The organism is Pseudoalteromonas sp. SR43-5, from assembly GCF_014163835.1.
GTDB classification, from domain to species: Bacteria; Pseudomonadota; Gammaproteobacteria; order Enterobacterales; family Alteromonadaceae; genus Pseudoalteromonas; species Pseudoalteromonas distincta.
Map to the genome: position 1 here is coordinate 147,616 of NZ_JACJEA010000004.1, position 18,138 is coordinate 165,753.

An 18,138-nucleotide genomic window follows, 5' to 3' on the forward strand; every position below is an offset into this window, starting at 1 on the left:
ACCTTTATGTGTATTTGCGCGGGTATTTATGTGTTTGTTTATGCACCCAAGTAACTTGGGTTTGTTTATATCGACCATTCTTACTTATTGTGGGGGCTGTGTGCAATTAAAAACCCTATAAAAGTGAGGCATTATGAATATTTTTTAAGACCAAAAAGTTATTAGTAATTTTATTTAGACGTCTAGGCGTAAAAACACTATGCAAGGTGTTTTGTTTTCGATAAAATACGCCCCTTAATTTTTTAGCGCTAATACCGACGTTTGTGAAGCGCAATATTTGTGAGCAGAAATACAATGGCAAAACATTTATTTACTTCTGAATCAGTTTCTGAAGGTCATCCGGATAAAATCGCCGATCAAATCTCTGATGCGGTACTTGATGCTATCCTAGAGCAAGACTCTCATGCCCGTGTTGCGTGCGAAACTTACGTAAAAACAGGTATGGTTATGGTTGGTGGTGAAATCACTACTAGCGCATGGGTTGATATTGAAGAAATTACACGTAAAACAGTACGTGAAATTGGCTACACGCATTCAGACATGGGTTTCGATGCAGATTCATGTGCAATTTTAAACACTATTGGTAAACAGTCTCCTGACATTAACCAAGGTGTTGACCGTACTAGCCCAGAAGAACAAGGTGCTGGCGACCAAGGTCTTATGTTTGGTTACGCATGTAACGAAACAGAAGTACTAATGCCTGCGCCAATTACTTACTCACACCGTTTAGTACAGCGCCAAGCGCAAGTACGTAAAAGCGGCGAGCTTAACTGGTTACGTCCAGATGCAAAATCTCAAGTTACTTTTGCATACGAAAATGGTAAGCCAGTAGGTATTGATGCAGTAGTACTATCTACTCAGCACAGCGAAGACATTTCGCAAAAAGATTTAGTAGAAGCGGTGATGGAGACTATCATCAAGCCGGTACTTCCTGCAGAGCTTATTACAAGCGCGACTAAATTTTTCATTAACCCAACGGGTCGCTTTGTAATTGGCGGACCAATGGGCGATTGCGGTTTAACAGGTCGTAAAATCATCGTTGATACATACGGTGGTATGGCTCGTCACGGTGGTGGTGCTTTCTCTGGTAAAGATCCATCAAAAGTTGACCGCTCAGCTGCATACGCTGCACGTTACGTTGCTAAAAACGTAGTTGCGGCTGGCCTTGCTGATAAATGTGAATTACAAGTTTCTTACGCAATCGGTGTTGCAGAGCCTACATCTATCAGCGTTGAAACGTTTGGTACAAGCAAGTTAGAAGAAAGCCGTTTAATCGAGCTTATTCGTGAACACTTTGACCTGCGCCCTTACGGCTTAATTCAAATGCTTGATTTAGAGCGCCCTATCTACCTTCCTACAGCGGCTTACGGCCACTTTGGTCGTGACGAATTCCCTTGGGAACGTACAGATAAAGCTGATGCACTTCGTGCAGCTGCTGGCCTTTAAGCTAAAAGTGTTGAAGTAAATTAAAAACGGCCCTTAATAGGGCCGTTTTTGTATCTAAAACTTATCAGTTACATTGTTTGTAGTACGTCTACAAAATAACTATAAAATCAACCTCGAATTCTTTTGTACTTTAGGTATATACTCATTTCATTATAAAAGCTTTAGGGATAGTTAAATGGCCGATAACTTTCGCGTTATATTTGCAGGACTTGCCGATAACGTTGACATAAAAACAGCGTGCGCAAACTTAGCTGCAAAATTAAAAACGTCAGATGAAAAAGTAGCTCTTTTTTTTAAAGGTAAGCCGCTGTTTGCGCCAAGCGATAAAGACAAAGCGTTAAAACAGACTAAGTTATTAGCAAGCCTAGGTATTAAAAGTAAGCTGCAAGCTGTTTCAAATGCGATTCAAAATAGCTCCCCCGCAGCTGCAAATAACAACCAACGTGATGAACGTATTTTTGATGCACTTGATTACATCACTAGCAGCTTAATACGCCTTGAAGAAAAGCTAGATGAGCTAGAGCAACGCCTTCCTGAAGCTCAATTAAATACACCAGACGAAAGTGTAGACGAATGGCAAGATGACGACCTAATGCTAGATGAGGATTTAGCGACTCCTAAAAAACGCAGTAACTTACTTTTATATTCATTGATTGCAACTGCCACCATCTTGCTAGTCGTACTGGCTGTTTTTTTGATTTTTCCCGATTTATTCTCTTTTTAAAAATGGCTAATTAGTTTAATGAGCAATAAACGCGCACAAATAAGAGCTGAAATTCGTAACACCCGTAAAAACTTGTCAAATAATCAGCAAATAATTGCTGCGCAATCGCTAAAAATGAATTTTATTCAACACTTAAAAAGCGAAAATACAACGAATTCAAAGCATATTGCCATTTATTTAAGTAACGACGGAGAACTAGACACTTCATTGTTAATTAAAGAATTATGGAACTTAAACCACGTTGTTTATCTACCTATAATACACCCATTCAATGGCGCTAATTTACTATTTCAGCGCTATGAGAAAAACTCACCCATGAGGGCAAATCGCTATGGTATCTTGGAGCCTAAGCTGAACTGCTCTCAAATATGCCCATTACCAGCGCTTGATTACCTCCTTATGCCATTAGTGGCATTTGATAAACAAGGTAATCGCCTAGGAATGGGAGGTGGGTTTTACGACCGGACATTGGCGCGTTTACACGAACAAAATTGGCAAAAACCACAACTAATTGGCCTTGCACATGAATGCCAAAAAGTTGATGCTCTACCAATCGAGTCATGGGACGTACCACTTGAAACCATTATCACCCCAGATAAAACATACTGTTGGTAACATTTAATTTTGGTTACTAGCCGCATATTTCTGACATACATGAGCACAAAGCAATGACACAAGACGAATTAAAAAAAGCAGCTGCCTGGGCAGCACTCGAGTTTGTAAAAGAAAACACCATTGTAGGTGTCGGTACAGGCTCTACTGTTAATCACTTTATTGATGCCCTTGGCTCAGTAAAGGACACTATTGTAGGCGCTGTATCAAGCTCAGAAGCGTCAACTGCACGTTTGGAAGCGTTAGGTATTGAAGTGTTTGAACTTAATAACGTTGATGCTTTAGATGTATACGTTGACGGCGCTGACGAAATAAACGCTCAAAACGAAATGATTAAAGGCGGCGGCGCAGCGCTAACACGTGAAAAAATAGTAGCAGCAGTTGCAAAACAGTTTGTGTGTATTGTTGATGACACAAAGCTGGTAGATACATTGGGTGACTTCCCGCTTCCGGTAGAAGTTATTCCAATGGCGCGCAGCTACGTTGCACGAGAATTATTAAAACTTGGTGGTGACCCTGTTTATCGCCAAGGCGTAGTTACCGATAATGGTAACGTTATATTAGATGTATTTAACTTAAAAATTACCAATGCCAAACAACTTGAAACACAAATCAATTCAATTGTTGGCGTAGTTACCAACGGCCTATTTGCGATGCGAGGTGCTGATAAAGTGATTATCGGTACCAAAAATGGGCCACAAATTAAATAGGATGAGGTTATGAGTAAGGTATCGTTAGCAAAAGACAAAATTAAAATTCTCTTGCTTGAAGGTGTTCACCAAAGCGCTGTTGAAACGCTAAAACGTAACGGTTACAGCAATATCGACTACGTTAAAACATCCTTACCTGAGGACGAGCTTAAAGAGCGCATTAAAGATGTTCACTTTGTAGGACTTCGTTCTCGTACTCATATTAACCAAGCTGTATTAGACTCAGCTGAAAAGCTAGTTGCTATTGGTTGTTTTTGTATTGGTACAAACCAAGTTGATTTAGATGCAGCACGCGAACGTGGTATTGCTGTATTTAACGCTCCATTTTCTAATACTCGTTCAGTTGCTGAACTTGTACTTGGCGAAATTCTACTTTTATTACGTGGTATTCCAGAGCGTAATGCAGCGGCTCATCGTGGTGGCTGGTTAAAAACAGCAAATGGTTCGTTTGAAGCACGTGGTAAAACATTAGGTATTATTGGCTACGGTCACATTGGTACTCAGCTAGGTATTATGGCTGAAAATATCGGTATGAACGTGGAGTTTTACGATATCGAAGATAAGTTATCACTGGGCAATGCAACACAAGTTCATAACCTTACTCAGCTGTTACAACGCTCTGATATTATTAGCTTACATGTACCAGAAACACCGCAAACTAAAAACCTTATTGGTACAGCAGAACTTGCTGTTATGAAGCAGGGGTCTATTTTGATCAATGCATCACGCGGAACTGTTGTTGATATTGATGCTCTTGCAGAAGCGCTTACAGAGAAAAAACTAAGTGGTGCAGCAATCGATGTGTTCCCTACTGAGCCAAAATCTAACGATGAAGAATTTGTATCGCCACTGCGCCAATTCGACAATGTTATTTTAACGCCGCACATTGGTGGTTCTACACAAGAAGCGCAAGAAAACATTGGTATTGAAGTAGCGGGTAAATTGGCTAAATATTCAGATAATGGCTCAACTATTACTGCGGTTAACTTCCCTGAAGTATCGCTACCTGAGCTTGCTAATCGTAGCCGTTTATTACACGTACACCACAACCGCCCAGGTGTACTAACGCAAATTAACCAAGCGTTTGCACAGCACGGTATTAATATTGCTGCGCAATACCTACAAACAGACGCATCTATTGGTTATGTAGTTATTGATGTTGATACAGATCAATCTGAAGTAGCACTTAAAGAACTGAGCGCTGTTGAGGGTACAATTAGAGCACGTATTTTACATTAACCATTCTTTGATATTAAAAAAGGGTCCTTATGGACCCTTTTTTGTATTTAGATTACATATACTTTCTCAAGTATTTTTTGAATACCGGATCTGTTGCAGCCAACTCTTTTTGCTCAGCTAATATCTCTTTTAAAATAGCGCCTGAGGTAAGCGGGTTAGCAAGAACCACTCTAAATACAACCGTTGGTTGATTGTCGTATTTAGAAGGCGTTAAGCGTGTACGTGATACAAATGAGCGACCAGACTCGCGTTGACGCTTTTGCATACTGGCAGTAAAACGGTTCAGTGAAGCAAAAATATCTAACCGAGTTGCAGCATCTGCATCGGCTATTGCTTGTTTAATTTGCTTAGGTACATAACGATACGTTAATAAGCACAACTCAGGCTCCGAAATAAGCTCAAAGTCTTCATCAGCCTTAATTAAATCAGCAAAGTAATGTGCTTTTTTGATGCTTCGATCAATCAGCATTTCGTAACCTTTACGACCAATAACACGTAAGCAAGCATGTACTAACATTGCCATACCAGGTCGGCTGCCTTCAAGCGTGTGGCTACCTAAGTCTTTTGAACCTTTACGTAATATATACTCAGCGTGATGTTCTATTGCATCAGTTGCAGCGGGGTCTTTAAATAAAACCAAACCCGCTCCCATTGGTACATACATTTGTTTATGTGCATCGATGGTAATTGAATCTGCTCGCTCAATCCCTTTTAGTAAAGGACGGTGCGTACTCGATAAAAGGGTCGCTCCCCCCCATGCTGCATCTACATGAAAATGGCAGTTAATGTCTTGTGCTAAGTCGGCCATTTCATCAAGTGGGTCAATATTACCGGTTTCGGTTGTCCCCGCGACCCCAATAATCGCCATTACTTTAATACCTTGCGCTTCAAGCTCACGTGCTTTTTCGCGCATAGCTGTTACATCGACTTTATTATTTTCACAGGTTTTAATACCAATTAAGTTATCGCGACCAATGCCGAGTAAATCAACCGATTTACCTAACGAGTAATGCCCGCGTTCTGATATTAATACCGCTAAACCTTTATAACCGTAATGCAGCATACCAGCAATTAAGCCTTGTGCACCAATGCCTCTAAAATCGCCATCAGGTTTTAATAAGCGGTTTCGCGCAATCCAAAGCGCAGTAATATTAGCAACCGTACCACCAGAGCAAAATGCACCTAATGAGGTTTTAGCACTGTGCATCCATTTAGAATAAAATGAGTCTTCTTGCCCATAAGCTAAATGATGCATCATCCCAAGCACTTGACGCTCAAGAGGCGTAAACGCTTTAGATGTTTCTATTTTTACTAGATTTTGATTTAGCCCTACCATCAATTTTGACAGCGGCAATAAAAAGTGCGGCAAGGCAGAGGTCATGTGACCAATAAAACTAGGCGCAGCTGTATGCACAGAATGTGCAACAAGCTGCTCCATTATGTCTTGGGCATAAGCAGAGACAAACGTTGGATCTTCTGGGATCACTGCCGATTGAAAATCTTTTTCTATTTCATGTAATGGTTTTTCAATTGCCGCTATATTTTCGTTTAGAAAACCTGCTAAATTACTCGAAATTTCAAGCTCGATTTTGCTTAAAGTTGAGTCTGGCGCTTCAGGTACAGTAAATATACGCTTAAGGCTTTCTTTAGAGGCGACGGCACAACGCTTTTGATCCATCTTAATACCTAGTGTGTGTAGCTAAAACACGCGCTTACCCATCAAAAACGCCTACTTATTAGGACATTTGGAGCAATCGTGTTTCTTTAAAAATTGCGCTAACTTTACTGCAATATAACTAAAATGTCTCGTTTAAACCTATAAAAGCAATCAAAGCGATGACAAAAAAATGATAATTTAGGGTCTATTTATCTTTCAAGGTTAAATTTGCAGCAGCCTGTTTGGTATTTAGGCAAAGCAGCGCCTATGTAGTGTGGTTATTCCCCATAAATAGGCGATAACGTAGCATTAATGCCAAACAGGCGCTGCCCAAAGGGTTCTGCCTAGGGTCTATTTACTCTTTGTTGCTCGGTTTTTACTTAGACCACTAGGTTACAAATCTCGCGCCGCGATTAAATCGCCCCTAGTTTGAGCAAATTATAATCCGCAAAGATAAACAGACCCTAATTAAAACTCTACCAAACCTAATTATTTATTGGGCATTTACTTATTTTGGGTATAATAAATTTGATAACAAAAAAGGGACACATATGCCAGAAGGAAGAGTCAAAGTTAGTTGGATAGTGGCAGGCTTTAGCTTGTTTTTAATAAGCTTGCTAACCTACGTTTACTACACTTACCAAACCACGCGTGCTGAAATAATGCAGTCGGTTGATAATCGCTTACTTAATGCCGCCACCAGCGTTAAACATATTTTAGGTGACGATTATTTAAGTGCGGTTAATCAAGGCGATAATATAAGTTTTTCTTACTATCAAGATAAAAGTAAACAACTCTCTGAGTTTGCTCAAGCACTTGATATTGCTTATGTCTATTCAATGATTTTAAAAGACGGTAAGGTGCTTTTTAGCTCATCAAGCTACACGCAAGACGATCAGAATAATGGCAAGGTAACTCAATTTTTAGATCTCTACCCTGAAGCTACCGATGCAAATATAAGTGCTTTTTATTCAACAGAGCCAGTATTTGAAATATCGAGCGATCAGTGGGGCCACTTTAAAACAATTTTTATTCCTTACGTTGACCCAATCAACGGCAATACCTATTTAACGGGTGCCGATATCACTATTTATGACTTAAACGAGAAACTTAAAGAAAGCGTATCAAAAGCTGCTGCAATGGCTAGCTTCTTCTTTTTTATCGCGATACTCGTTGCCGCCATATATATTTATTTACTAAAACGGTCTTTAGCAACTGACTCAAGTACTGGTTTTTCAAATCATATTGCACTTGAGTATTTTATTAAAAAAAGTAATGCACATCACATGCAATTAGCCGTTATTTGGGTTAATGAAATAGAAGATATAAACAGTTTTTACGGCACGGAAGTGGGTGACAAGGTAATGAAAAACTTACTTATTCACTTTAAACTTAGAAGCTCTACGCATTGCCATATATACAGACTAGCAACAAATAAAATAGTATTACTCGCGCCTAAGGAAATGAGTAATGACGAATTTACCGACCTCGTAAAAACATATAACTTTAATACACCGGTGTTAACTGACCCTTTTATCTACATAACCCTATGTGCAGGCATTGCCAGTGGTAATAAATCGCTACTACTTGAAAACGCTCATATAGCAGCGCTGCAAGCTAAACAAGGCAGGCATAGTGTAGTTAACTACTCAAAAGCGCTACACGATGTAAAAACGCAATATCAATACAATGTAGAAATGGCTAAAGAAGTGCGAGAAGCGTTTGATAACAATCGTATAGTGCCTTACTTTCAACCCATTATTGACACAAATACCAATAAGGTCGTTCAATACGAATGTTTAGCTCGAATGGTAACAGCGCAAGGGGAAGTATTAAAACCTGATGCATTTTTAAATGTTGTTACCCGCTCAAGAATGGACGGAATACTTACCCGTACTATATTTTCACAATGTGTTAGTCGCTTTAGAAAAACCGATATTTGCTGGAGTTTAAATATAACAGCACAAGATATGCTCGACCCTAATTTAAGTGAGTTTATTGCGGACGAACTTAAGCGCTACCCGCATCCTGGTAATATCACATTAGAGCTTTTAGAAACCCAAGCTATTGCCAACTTCTCTGAAGTAAAAGCATTTATTGGCATGGTTAAAACGAAAGGCGTTAAGGTTATTATTGATGACTTTGGTAGTGGTTATTCAAATATATCAAACGTACTTAAGCTTGAAGTAGATGGTATTAAATTAGATGGCGCACTAATAAAGCAAATAGTGAATGACAAAGATATCTACTTGTTTATTGAGCATATAGCCAGCTTTGCTAATCAACTTGGTTTACAATTAATGGCAGAATCGGTAGAAAATACAACCATAGTAACCGCACTTAAAAAGGCGAATGTGACACTAATGCAAGGCAATTATTTTGCCCACCCAGTGCCACATGTTAATACGGTTACAGAAGAATTAGCACTTTGACTTACTTTAACCAGGGCGTGTTGATCTTTGTGGATTGAAATTTGTTCAATCTAGGGGCGATTAAATCGCGGCGCGAGGTTTGTAACCTAGTGGACTAAGTAAAAACTGAGCAACAAAGAGTTAATCGTCCCTAGAAAGAACCCAAAGGGCAGCACATGTTTGGTCTTTATGCTGCGTTATCGCCTATTTATGGGGAATAACCACACTACATAGGCTCCGCCTTGCCTAAAAACCAAACATGCTGCTGCAAAATCAATCACGAAAGGTCAACACGCCCTAGGTAAGTTTATAACGAGTCGGTGGCTTTGCTGGCCACTGGCCCAGTATTTACGCTCAAAAGGCGTAATTGCATCGTCTGACTCATAAAGTGTTACATCGCAAGGGTTGCCTGTTAATTCAAGCGCCCGAGCAAACTCCTTAACGTAAATATCCCAATTGCTGCGCACTTCTAATTTTCCACCTAACTTAACGATAAATGGAAAAATAGCTGCGCCATGCCAGCGCCTACGAATATGCTTAGATTTAGGCCACGGGTTTGGATACAACAAATAATGGTGCGTAGGTTGCCAATTGGCGGCTACCGCTAAACGCCAAAAGTCATTTAAATCTGCTTGCACTAAGATGTACTGACCACTGTCGGTTTGCTTATATTCAACATCATGCTTATCTAATCGGTGCGAAGATTTATCAATTCCAACTATAAGTGCATCAGGGTGGCGCTTAGCTAAGTTAGCTGAGCTTTCACCCACGCCACAACACGAGTCCAAAATAAGCGGGCCACTAAAGGCTTGTACTTTAGCATTAACCTCGTCAAATGCAGTTTGCGTATGCGCTGCTATTGGCTTTTTAAATTCAGCATCTAAGTGCTTATTTACTATTTCATCAAGCTTTTCGTGAATACCCGCTTGATTAGATACAATACTACGTGAATTTGCATCACTCATTAGTGTCTTAGCCCCACACCTTTTTTAATTAAAGTTAGCGCTAAAGTAAATAACACCGTAATAAACACCAAAATAACACCTAGCGCTACACTTAAATCAACATCCGACACACCTAAAAAGCCATAGCGAAATGCATTTACCATGTAAATAATAGGATTTATTTGCGATACGTTTTGCCAAAATTCTGGCAATAACGTTATTGAATAAAATACACCGCCTAAGTAAGTTAATGGCGTTAGTATAAAGGTGGGAATAATGCTTATATCGTCAAAGCTATTTGCGTAAATTGCATTAATTAAACCACCTAAAGCAAACACAGCTGAGGTTAAAATAACGGTCGCCATAATTACAAAAATATTATGAATTTGAATATCAACAAATAACAACGATACACAAGTAACTATAAAGCCCACCATAATACCGCGCGTCATACCGCCGCCCATATAACCCAGTACAATGATGTAATTAGGCACAGGTGCAACTAAAAGCTCTTCAATGCTTTTTTGAAATTTTGTTGAATAAAAACTAGAGGCTACGTTGGAATAGGAATTAGTAATAACCGACATCATTATAAGGCCAGGTACAATAAACTCCATATAACTAAAGCCGCCCATATCACCAATACGTGAACCAATTAAGTTACCAAAAATAACAAAATATAAGCTCATCGTAATTGCTGGCGGCACTAAGGTTTGCACCCAGATACGTAAAAAACGAATACACTCTTTAATCCATAAACTCTTTAAGGCTACGCCATATTTAAACATTTATTCGCCCCGCCCTTGCTCTAATAATCCTACAAATAACTCTTCTAGTCTGTTTGCTTTATTTCGCATACTCAATACTGTATTTCCTTGGGTTGTTAATGCGCTAAATACCGCATTTAAGCCCTGTGATTTAGCGACTTCTACTTCAACAGTATGATCGTCCGTCATCGTGAACTTATAACCTTCAAGCGTGACAGGGTTTGCTGGCATTTTTAAATCTAAAATAAAGGTTTCTTTATCAAGTTTTGCAAGCAGTGCTTTAATGGTGGTGTTTTCAACAATTCGACCAGAATCAATAATCGCTATGTTTTTACACAGTAACTCAGCTTCTTCAAGGTAGTGTGTGGTCAAAATAATAGTAACGCCTTGCTCATTTATTTGGCGTAAAAAATCCCACATTGAACGACGAAGCTCTATGTCTACACCCGCTGTTGGCTCATCAAGTATAAGTAATTTTGGCTCGTGCATAAGGGCGCGTGCAATCATTAAACGGCGTTTCATTCCGCCTGAAAGCGTACGAGCTTGCTTGTCTTTTTTCTCTAATAAACCCAGCTGTGCTAGGTATTTATCAGCACGTTTATGGGCTTCACCACGTGGCACACCATAATAACCGGCTTGGTTAACCAGTATTTGGCTAAGCGTTTCAAACTGACTAAAATTAAATTCTTGCGGCACTAAGCCTAAATGCGCTTTTGCAGCTTCTAAATCAGTATCAATATCACAGCCAAATACTTCTACTTTGCCTTTTGTTTTATTAACAAGTGACGAAATAACACCAATAGTAGTTGATTTACCAGCTCCATTTGGACCAAGCAAAGCGAAAAAATCGCCCTCTTCAACTTGTAAATCAACGCCTTTAATAGCCTCAACACCATTTTTATAAACCTTGGTAAGGCCTTCTATATTTAAAGCAATATTTTGCTTATTCATTACTTACCCTCACCATAACCCCAACGTTTTGTTAGGTTATGCTCAATGTTTAAATGATCTAAAATTCTCGCCACCATAAAATCAACTAAGTCTTCGATACTTTGTGGCTTATGATAAAAACCAGGTGCGGCTGGCATAATTGTTACCCCTAAACGAGATAACTTAAGCATGTTTTCTAAATGAATTTCGTTAAATGGTGTTTCGCGAGGCACTAAAATGAGCTGTCCGCGTTCTTTAATTACCACATCAGCGGCGCGCTCTAATAAATTATCAGACGCCCCCACTGCAATTGCAGAAACCGATCCGGCACTACATGGGCATACTACCATTTTTTTAGGAGCAGCAGAGCCCGAAGCCACAGGGCTAAACCAGTTATCTTTACCGTATACTTTTAGCTGTTCAGGTTTGGCATTAAACAGCGTACTTAACTGCTCTGTGGCTTTATCTTCATTACCAGAGAGCTTAATATTTGATTCTGTATCAAGCACCACGCGTGCTGCACTTGAAATGAGAACGTAGACCTGAAATTGCTGCTCTAGTAATACTTCAAGTAACCTAAGCCCATAAGGCGCACCCGATGCACCACTAAAAGCGAGCGTAATTCTATCTTTAAATTGCACACTATTCTCCGCTGTATTTATCAGCTAAGCCATCAACAAGGTGTTGATGAAGGCCATTAAAGCCGCCATTGCTCATAATTAAAATATGCTGATTAGGCTCAATATTTTCAAGCACCGTATCAATAATTGTTTGCGTGCTGCTAAAGCACTGCATGCCTGCTTTATCTGCTTGCTCTTTTAGCGACCAATTTAGATTCTCTGGTTCAAAAAGGAGTACGTTGTCAGCATCACGCAGTGAATCTAATAATGTATGTTGGTGTACGCCCATTTTCATGGTGTTTGAGCGCGGCTCTAAAATAGCGATAATTTTTTCATCGCCTACTTTTGCGCGCAATCCTGCAAGCGTAGTTTTAATTGCTGTTGGGTGATGCGCAAAGTCGTCATACACTTTAATATTATTTATATCCGCCTTTAGCTCCATACGCCTTTTAGGGCTAATAAATTCTCCTAACGCATCAATACTATGATCAATGGCTATACCCACATGGCGCGCTGCTGCGATAGTCATAATCGCATTTTTAACGTTATGCTCCCCTATTGCTTGCCAACAGACAGTGCCCTGCTTTTCGCCATTAAGTAATACATTAAACTCACTTCCATCGGCTTTTATTAATTCATAGCTCCAATCATCGCCTAGCGTTTCGCTTTCGCTCCAAAGCCCTTGTGCTATTACATCATTAAGCGCTACGTCTTGCTTTGGCCAAATTACCTTGCCGCTTTGAGGTAATGTACGCATTAAGTGATGAAATTGTTTTTTTATTGCGTTTAAATCTTCAAAAATATCAGCATGATCGAATTCAAGATTATTTAAGATAAGTGTACGCGGGAGGTAATGTACAAACTTACTGCGCTTATCAAAAAAAGCAGTGTCGTATTCATCGGCTTCAATAACAAAAAATGGCGTTTCACCCACTTTTGCCGATACACCAAAATTTTGCACTATGCCGCCAATTAAAAAACCTGGTTTTAAACCTGCGTACTCTAACACCCACGCAAGCATACTTGCTGTGGTTGTTTTACCATGCGTACCAGCAACCGCAAGCACCCAAGAATCTTGCAGTAAGTTATGCTTAAGCCACTCAGGGCCAGATGTATAAGGCAGACCTTTATCAAGCACATATTCAACACATGGGTTACCCCGGCTCATTGCATTACCAATAACGACCATATCTGGCTTTGGCTCTAATTGAGATACGTCGTAGCCTTGAGTCAGTTCAATGCCAAGCTCTTCAAGTTGCGTACTCATTGGTGGGTAAACGTTTTGATCGGAACCCGTTACTTTATGACCCAACGATTTAGCAATGGCTGCAATGCCACCCATAAACGTGCCACAAATGCCCAAAATATGTATATGCATATACTTTCCTTAAATCGTATGCTCACTTTACAGCTATGCAAAGTTTAATGGCGCTATAATGCCAAAATTCGTGCTTAGTTACCATTGCGAGTAAGCATTTCACTCGTGCCAAAATGACCACTTGATAATAAAAAAGCCTTCTTAATTAGAAGGCTTTTTTATTAGTCATTATTTGCTACATCATTAAAAATACTATTAAACCTACACCGAGCAATAAACGATATATCACAAATGGCAACATGCCCATTCGCTCTATTACTTTTAAAAACATAAATATACATGCATAAGCCGATAAGAACGATAGCACTACACCTAGTAATAATGTATTCCAATCAACCACATGGTCACCCAAAGCAAGCTCTGCAGTATAATAAAGCCCCATCATAGAAATAATTGGAATTGCCAGTAAGAACGAAAACCGCGCTGCGCTTTGCTTATTCATTCCAAGCATTAAACCAGCAGTCATCGTGATACCTGAGCGAGAAGTTCCCGGGATCATTGCAACAGCTTGTGCAAAACCAATAATAAGTGCTGTTTTCCAATTAAGCTGATAAATAGTTTTAATTTGCTTACCTTTTGCATCCGCGTACCAAAGCAATAAACCAAACACAATTGTGGTAGTAGCAATTACCCAAGCGCTTCGTAGGTACAACTCTATAAAGTCTTTTAAAAGTAAGCCTAAAATAGCGGCAGGCACAGTGCCTAAAATTATCCACCAACCTAGCTTACTATCATCAGTAGTACCCTGTGCTCCAAAGGATTTAAACCACGCACTGAGTATGTCGACGACCTCTTTGCGAAAATAAATAACAACGGCAATTAAAGTACCAACATGTACTGCCACGTCAAACGCAAGCCCTTGATCTTCCCAGCCTAAAATTTGCGATGGGAGAATTAAGTGCGCAGAACTAGAAATTGGTAAAAACTCAGTAAATCCCTGTATGAGGGCTAAAATAATTATTTCGATGATACTCATGGGTTAGAAAACTCCACCTTCCATAGCTTTTGTTGAGGGTTATTATATTCATTCCATAACTGCGCAATCGTTTGTTTAGCTACAGGATGATAGAAATCTGGGGCAACCTCGCTAAGAGGTTGTAATACAAATGCGTTTTTAGTTATTTCATCTCGTGGTAATTGTGCTGGGGAGTCGCAAATTACATCATCATAAAATAGTAAATCTAAATCGAGCGTTCGTGGACTAAATTTTTTATCGTTCGCTGTGCGTCCATTATCACGCTCTATTTGTTTTAATAAAGCGCATACATCAACAAGTGACATATCAGTTGTAGCGCCAACGACTGAATTATAAAAATTATTGCCAGCAAACCCTACTGCTTCACTTTCAAAAACAGACGAGTGTACAATATGTTCAAAGTGCTGCTTAAGTGCAATTAATGCACATTGTATATAATGCGCTTTATTTATATTTGACCCTAGGCTGATATAAATTTGAGCCATTTAGTCAGTTGCCTTAACACGTGTAATTTCAACACCTACAGTTTGCGCTTGTGCTACTGCTGCTGGTTTACTTACTCTTATAGTAACTTGTGGAGTATTAAACTCGCTTAAAATAATATGCGCTAATTGTTCAACTAAAGTTTCTAGCAACTCTACAGGTTTTAAAGTGCAGTGCTCAATAACTCGCTCACTTACTTTTGAGTAATCCAGTGCTAAATTAATATCGTCATTTTCAGCTGCGGGCTTAATATCGCTTAGCATTTCAATATCAAAATAAAGGCTCTGTTTACTTTCTTTTTCAAAGTCGTACACTCCAATAATAGTGTCGACGTGCAATTGAGATATAAAAACCTTATCCATTGATACTCCAAATAACAACAAACTACTAAGCAACTATACTAAGCATCAATAAAATTAATACTGTATATGGTTTAGCCAGTGTTTAAATATGTAAAAATAACTTCTACAATAGCAAAATAACTAAACTAGCTATTAAATAGCCTGTTAATAATTTTTACGATAAATTTTGCTGCCAATAATAGCCTAAAAGCACTATCAATTGGTATAGCAATTAAAAAATAAGGAAGCGCGTGTTAGCCACTATAATGTTTGTTTTAGCTTATTTACTTGGGTCGATTTCGTCGGCTATTTTAGTGTCGCGGTTGTTCAAACTTCCAGACCCTCGTAATAGTGGTTCTAACAACCCAGGAGCTACAAATGTTTATAGATTAGGCGGAGCATTTCCGGCTTGCTTGGTTCTAGTGTTTGATATTTTAAAAGGCACTATTCCGGTATGGGGGGCTTATTTTTTAGAAGTTGAACCTTTAGAGCTTGGTTTAGTCGCAGTAGCTGCTTGTTTAGGCCATATGTACCCACTGTTTTTTAGCTTCAAAGGCGGTAAAGCCGTAGCAACGGCATTTGGCTCATTATTACCTATTGGCTTATCATTGGCAGGTTTACTTGTGTGTACTTGGTTAGTTATAGTGGCAATAACACGCTATTCATCACTGGCGGCGCTTGTAGCTGTATCTTTAGCGCCCTTGTATACATGGCTAATAAAGCCACTTTATACTCTTCCCGTTACTTTTATCACGCTGTTAATTATATTTCGTCACCGTACTAATATTATTCGATTATTTAGTGGGGAAGAACCAAAAGTGGGTGCTAAAAAAGCACCCACCGATGAAAACAAAAATATCTAAAATATCTAAAATATGAGTCATTAAATCGACTCAAGGCTATCTATAGGCCAACGAGGTTTTGTTTTCATATCAAGCGTGGCAAATTGCCCTGCTTTTAAGCGTTGCATTCCGGCATAAGCAATCATTGCACCATTGTCGGTACAAAATTCAGTACGCGGATAAAACACTTCGCCTTTCATACCTTTCATTACGCGTTCAAGCTGAAGTCGAAGCTGTGTATTTGCACTCACACCACCGGCGATGACCAAACGCTTAATACCTGTTTGTTTAAGCGCACGCTTGCACTTAATAACGAGGGTATCAATAACCGCAGTTTGAAATGCATGCGCTATATCAGCTTTGGTTTGATCATCGTCGTCATTTTCACGAATCGTGATTGATGCCGCTGTTTTTAAACCACTAAAACTAAAATCAAGACCTGGCTTGTCGGTCATAGGGCGAGGAAATACAAAGCGCTTTGCTACGCCTTGTTCGGCCATTTTAGCTAAGCGCGGGCCACCGGGGTAATCAAGACCAAGTAACTTAGCCGTTTTATCAAAGGCCTCGCCTGCGGCATCATCAACTGACTCACCTAGTACTTCGTATTGTCCAATACCCGCTACTTTGACCATCATGGTATGACCGCCCGATACAAGCAATGCAATAAACGGAAACTCAGGGGTATTTTCCTCAAGCATCGGAGCAAGTAAATGCCCTTCCATGTGATGTACTGCTACCGCAGGTATATCCCAACCGTATGCTAATGAACGACCAATAGACGTACCTACCAATAATGCACCAACTAGACCTGGGCCTGCAGTATAAGCAATACCGTCTAAATCTTCCGGGCCACAACCTGCTTGTGCAAAAGCTGCATCTATAAGTGGTAATGTTTTACGAACATGATCGCGCGATGCAAGTTCCGGCACTACACCGCCGTAATCAGCGTGTACTTTTACTTGGCTGTATAATTGATGAGCTAACAAGCCTTTTTCGTCATCATATATTGCAATACCCGTTTCATCACATGACGATTCAATGCCTAAAATTCGCACTGTACTTCTCCTGCCTTTTAAATTCTACTTTGCTTTTTTTATAACGTAAGACCAATATTTGTTTGGCCATCTTCAAGGGCAAACTTTTTTAGTGCCTTTACGCTATCAGAGGTAATACGCCCCATATTTTCTACAAAATCAATTAGCTCACCTAATACTTCAATTTCGTACTGCATTAATGGGTGCTCTCTCACTGCTGTGTTATCAGCAACCTCACCTTCAACCGTCATTTGGTATTCAATAAAGCGAGCCACTGTTGCTTGAGATATTTTGCTCACACTAATGAACTCTTGCTCATCTTGCGCCACTAAACCGTGCATTAAGCTAAGTAAAGACGTTGCAGCATCAATAGCAGGATAAGTACCAAACATATCAAAATCAGCAAGTTCAGGAACATTTGGCTCTATTTTTTCAACTTGTTTTTCGAGATCTATTTTACTTTTAGGCAGTAAGATTTTTTCCCAACAAACATTAAGCGAATTACGTAATAAGGTTTCATCACCAAACCCCGTTGCTTCGCTAAATAAACCGTAATTTGGCAGCATTCGCTCTATTAAAGCACTTGCTAAGACGGCCTTTTGTAAATAGTTAAGCTCTCTAATACGCTGAAAATTATTTGCTTTAGTCATTCTTTAACGTCTCACACGACCAACAAAAATCAAATGTTGATCCATTATGCTCATTACAATTAGGGCATACCCAATCTGGAGCGGATTGTTTTACTTGTTGATAGTTTACCAATATTTGCCGCGCATGGCGCTCTTTTATCGCATAAACCTGCACACTAACTTGCGCCTGATCATATGGAATTTCTCCAAGCGCCCCTTGGAGCATCTCGCCTTTAATTTTACACTCTATTCCAGCAGTTTGTATTAAGCCTTTTACGATATTCGCTTCCAAGGTATTTTCAGCTTTATAAATTGTAACCCATTGAAAAGAGCTATCTGTTGAATTGTTATTATTAATATTTTGCAATATTCACCTCATTTATTTTGTGTTAACA

19 protein-coding genes are annotated in these 18,138 nt (G+C 39.4%); 7 read left to right on the forward strand and 12 right to left on the reverse strand.

Annotation, left to right across the window (positions count from 1 at the left end):
• Positions 1-294: 294 nt before the first annotated feature.
• From metK to serA, 5 genes are all read left to right on the forward strand, one after another.
• On the forward strand, positions 295-1,446 hold the full coding sequence (metK, locus tag H5090_RS03950) for a methionine adenosyltransferase (RefSeq protein ID WP_002958976.1): 1,152 nt from the start codon (positions 295-297) through the stop codon (positions 1,444-1,446).
• Between the two features lie 175 nt (positions 1,447-1,621).
• The gene (locus H5090_RS03955) at positions 1,622-2,170 is read left to right on the forward strand and encodes a hypothetical protein (RefSeq protein ID WP_182695082.1); all 549 of its coding nucleotides are present in this window, start codon (positions 1,622-1,624) and stop codon (positions 2,168-2,170) included.
• A gap of 18 nt (positions 2,171-2,188) precedes the next feature.
• A complete protein-coding gene (locus H5090_RS03960; RefSeq protein WP_039486700.1) occupies positions 2,189-2,785 on the forward strand; it encodes a 5-formyltetrahydrofolate cyclo-ligase in 597 nt (198 codons plus the stop codon).
• Positions 2,786-2,838: 53 nt separating this feature from the next.
• Positions 2,839-3,492: a ribose-5-phosphate isomerase RpiA gene (gene rpiA, locus H5090_RS03965; protein ID WP_002958979.1), complete on the forward strand. Its 654-nt coding sequence runs from the start codon at positions 2,839-2,841 to the stop codon at positions 3,490-3,492.
• Positions 3,493-3,501: 9 nt separating this feature from the next.
• Positions 3,502-4,731, forward strand: a complete 1,230-nt coding sequence (gene serA / locus H5090_RS03970) for a phosphoglycerate dehydrogenase (protein WP_024595232.1) — start codon at positions 3,502-3,504, stop codon at positions 4,729-4,731.
• Between the two features lie 52 nt (positions 4,732-4,783).
• On the opposite strand, the gene panP is transcribed toward serA, so the two are convergent.
• Positions 4,784-6,409 (reverse strand): pyridoxal-dependent aspartate 1-decarboxylase PanP, encoded by a 1,626-nt coding sequence (gene panP / locus H5090_RS03975; protein ID WP_002958981.1) that lies wholly within the window; start codon positions 6,407-6,409, stop codon positions 4,784-4,786.
• A 530-nt stretch (positions 6,410-6,939) separates the two neighbouring features.
• Between panP and H5090_RS03980 the strand changes: the two genes are divergently transcribed.
• Positions 6,940-8,820 (forward strand): GGDEF domain-containing protein, encoded by a 1,881-nt coding sequence (locus tag H5090_RS03980; RefSeq protein ID WP_033020723.1) that lies wholly within the window; start codon positions 6,940-6,942, stop codon positions 8,818-8,820.
• A 266-nt stretch (positions 8,821-9,086) separates the two neighbouring features.
• Here H5090_RS03980 and H5090_RS03985 read toward each other — a convergent pair whose 3' ends face one another.
• The 8 genes from H5090_RS03985 to folB all read right to left on the reverse strand — a co-directional run bounded on the left by H5090_RS03985 (position 9,087) and on the right by folB (position 15,259).
• On the reverse strand, positions 9,087-9,764 hold the full coding sequence (locus H5090_RS03985) for a tRNA (guanosine(46)-N(7))-methyltransferase TrmB (protein WP_024603594.1): 678 nt from the start codon (positions 9,762-9,764) through the stop codon (positions 9,087-9,089).
• Entirely contained in the window at positions 9,764-10,531 is a 768-nt protein-coding gene (locus H5090_RS03990) for an ABC transporter permease (RefSeq protein ID WP_002961025.1), read from the reverse strand. The genes H5090_RS03985 and H5090_RS03990 overlap by 1 nt, the downstream gene beginning before the upstream one ends.
• The gene (locus tag H5090_RS03995) at positions 10,532-11,461 is read right to left on the reverse strand and encodes an ABC transporter ATP-binding protein (protein ID WP_024595485.1); all 930 of its coding nucleotides are present in this window, start codon (positions 11,459-11,461) and stop codon (positions 10,532-10,534) included.
• Positions 11,461-12,081, reverse strand: a complete 621-nt coding sequence (locus H5090_RS04000) for a flavin prenyltransferase UbiX (protein WP_002961027.1) — start codon at positions 12,079-12,081, stop codon at positions 11,461-11,463. The genes H5090_RS03995 and H5090_RS04000 overlap by 1 nt, the downstream gene beginning before the upstream one ends.
• 1 nt (position 12,082) lies before the next feature.
• Positions 12,083-13,438, reverse strand: a complete 1,356-nt coding sequence (mpl, locus tag H5090_RS04005) for a UDP-N-acetylmuramate:L-alanyl-gamma-D-glutamyl-meso-diaminopimelate ligase (RefSeq protein ID WP_182695083.1) — start codon at positions 13,436-13,438, stop codon at positions 12,083-12,085.
• Between the two features lie 175 nt (positions 13,439-13,613).
• Positions 13,614-14,414: an undecaprenyl-diphosphate phosphatase gene (locus H5090_RS04010; RefSeq protein ID WP_149603106.1), complete on the reverse strand. Its 801-nt coding sequence runs from the start codon at positions 14,412-14,414 to the stop codon at positions 13,614-13,616.
• Entirely contained in the window at positions 14,411-14,899 is a 489-nt protein-coding gene (gene folK / locus H5090_RS04015) for a 2-amino-4-hydroxy-6-hydroxymethyldihydropteridine diphosphokinase (RefSeq protein ID WP_024595488.1), read from the reverse strand. Before folK ends, H5090_RS04010 begins: the two co-directional genes overlap by 4 nt.
• A complete protein-coding gene (folB, locus tag H5090_RS04020; protein WP_024604056.1) occupies positions 14,900-15,259 on the reverse strand; it encodes a dihydroneopterin aldolase in 360 nt (119 codons plus the stop codon).
• Positions 15,260-15,489: 230 nt separating this feature from the next.
• On the opposite strand from folB, the gene plsY reads away from it, so the two are divergent.
• The gene (gene plsY / locus H5090_RS04025) at positions 15,490-16,101 is read left to right on the forward strand and encodes a glycerol-3-phosphate 1-O-acyltransferase PlsY (RefSeq protein ID WP_002961038.1); all 612 of its coding nucleotides are present in this window, start codon (positions 15,490-15,492) and stop codon (positions 16,099-16,101) included.
• 20 nt (positions 16,102-16,121) lie between these two features.
• Here plsY and tsaD read toward each other — a convergent pair whose 3' ends face one another.
• From tsaD to H5090_RS04040, 3 genes are read right to left on the reverse strand one after another with little or no spacing between them, the layout of a single operon-like run.
• Positions 16,122-17,135: a tRNA (adenosine(37)-N6)-threonylcarbamoyltransferase complex transferase subunit TsaD gene (tsaD, locus tag H5090_RS04030; protein ID WP_024595490.1), complete on the reverse strand. Its 1,014-nt coding sequence runs from the start codon at positions 17,133-17,135 to the stop codon at positions 16,122-16,124.
• A gap of 38 nt (positions 17,136-17,173) precedes the next feature.
• Entirely contained in the window at positions 17,174-17,764 is a 591-nt protein-coding gene (locus tag H5090_RS04035; RefSeq protein WP_182670777.1) for a YjaG family protein, read from the reverse strand.
• On the reverse strand, positions 17,757-18,110 hold the full coding sequence (locus H5090_RS04040; protein WP_002961041.1) for a DUF2007 domain-containing protein: 354 nt from the start codon (positions 18,108-18,110) through the stop codon (positions 17,757-17,759). The genes H5090_RS04035 and H5090_RS04040 overlap by 8 nt, the downstream gene beginning before the upstream one ends.
• Positions 18,111-18,138: the final 28 nt, after the last annotated feature.

Excerpts from the sequence above, each read along its gene's own strand:
- folB (WP_024604056.1), bottom strand. The coding sequence starts at position 15,259 with ATGGATAAGGTTTTTATATCTCAATTGCACGTCGACACTATTATTGGA.
- folK (WP_024595488.1), bottom strand. The coding sequence starts at position 14,899 with ATGGCTCAAATTTATATCAGCCTAGGGTCAAATATAAATAAAGCGCAT.
- H5090_RS03995 (WP_024595485.1), bottom strand. The coding sequence starts at position 11,461 with ATGAATAAGCAAAATATTGCTTTAAATATAGAAGGCCTTACCAAGGTT.
- H5090_RS03985 (WP_024603594.1), bottom strand. The coding sequence starts at position 9,764 with ATGAGTGATGCAAATTCACGTAGTATTGTATCTAATCAAGCGGGTATT.
- H5090_RS03960 (WP_039486700.1), top strand. The coding sequence starts at position 2,189 with ATGAGCAATAAACGCGCACAAATAAGAGCTGAAATTCGTAACACCCGT.
- serA (WP_024595232.1), top strand. The coding sequence starts at position 3,502 with ATGAGTAAGGTATCGTTAGCAAAAGACAAAATTAAAATTCTCTTGCTT.
- H5090_RS03955 (WP_182695082.1), top strand. The coding sequence starts at position 1,622 with ATGGCCGATAACTTTCGCGTTATATTTGCAGGACTTGCCGATAACGTT.
- H5090_RS03980 (WP_033020723.1), top strand. The coding sequence starts at position 6,940 with ATGCCAGAAGGAAGAGTCAAAGTTAGTTGGATAGTGGCAGGCTTTAGC.
- H5090_RS04010 (WP_149603106.1), bottom strand. The coding sequence starts at position 14,414 with ATGAGTATCATCGAAATAATTATTTTAGCCCTCATACAGGGATTTACT.
- rpiA (WP_002958979.1), top strand. The coding sequence starts at position 2,839 with ATGACACAAGACGAATTAAAAAAAGCAGCTGCCTGGGCAGCACTCGAG.
- metK (WP_002958976.1), top strand. The coding sequence starts at position 295 with ATGGCAAAACATTTATTTACTTCTGAATCAGTTTCTGAAGGTCATCCG.
- mpl (WP_182695083.1), bottom strand. The coding sequence starts at position 13,438 with ATGCATATACATATTTTGGGCATTTGTGGCACGTTTATGGGTGGCATT.
- H5090_RS04035 (WP_182670777.1), bottom strand. The coding sequence starts at position 17,764 with ATGACTAAAGCAAATAATTTTCAGCGTATTAGAGAGCTTAACTATTTA.
- panP (WP_002958981.1), bottom strand. The coding sequence starts at position 6,409 with ATGGATCAAAAGCGTTGTGCCGTCGCCTCTAAAGAAAGCCTTAAGCGT.
- H5090_RS03990 (WP_002961025.1), bottom strand. The coding sequence starts at position 10,531 with ATGTTTAAATATGGCGTAGCCTTAAAGAGTTTATGGATTAAAGAGTGT.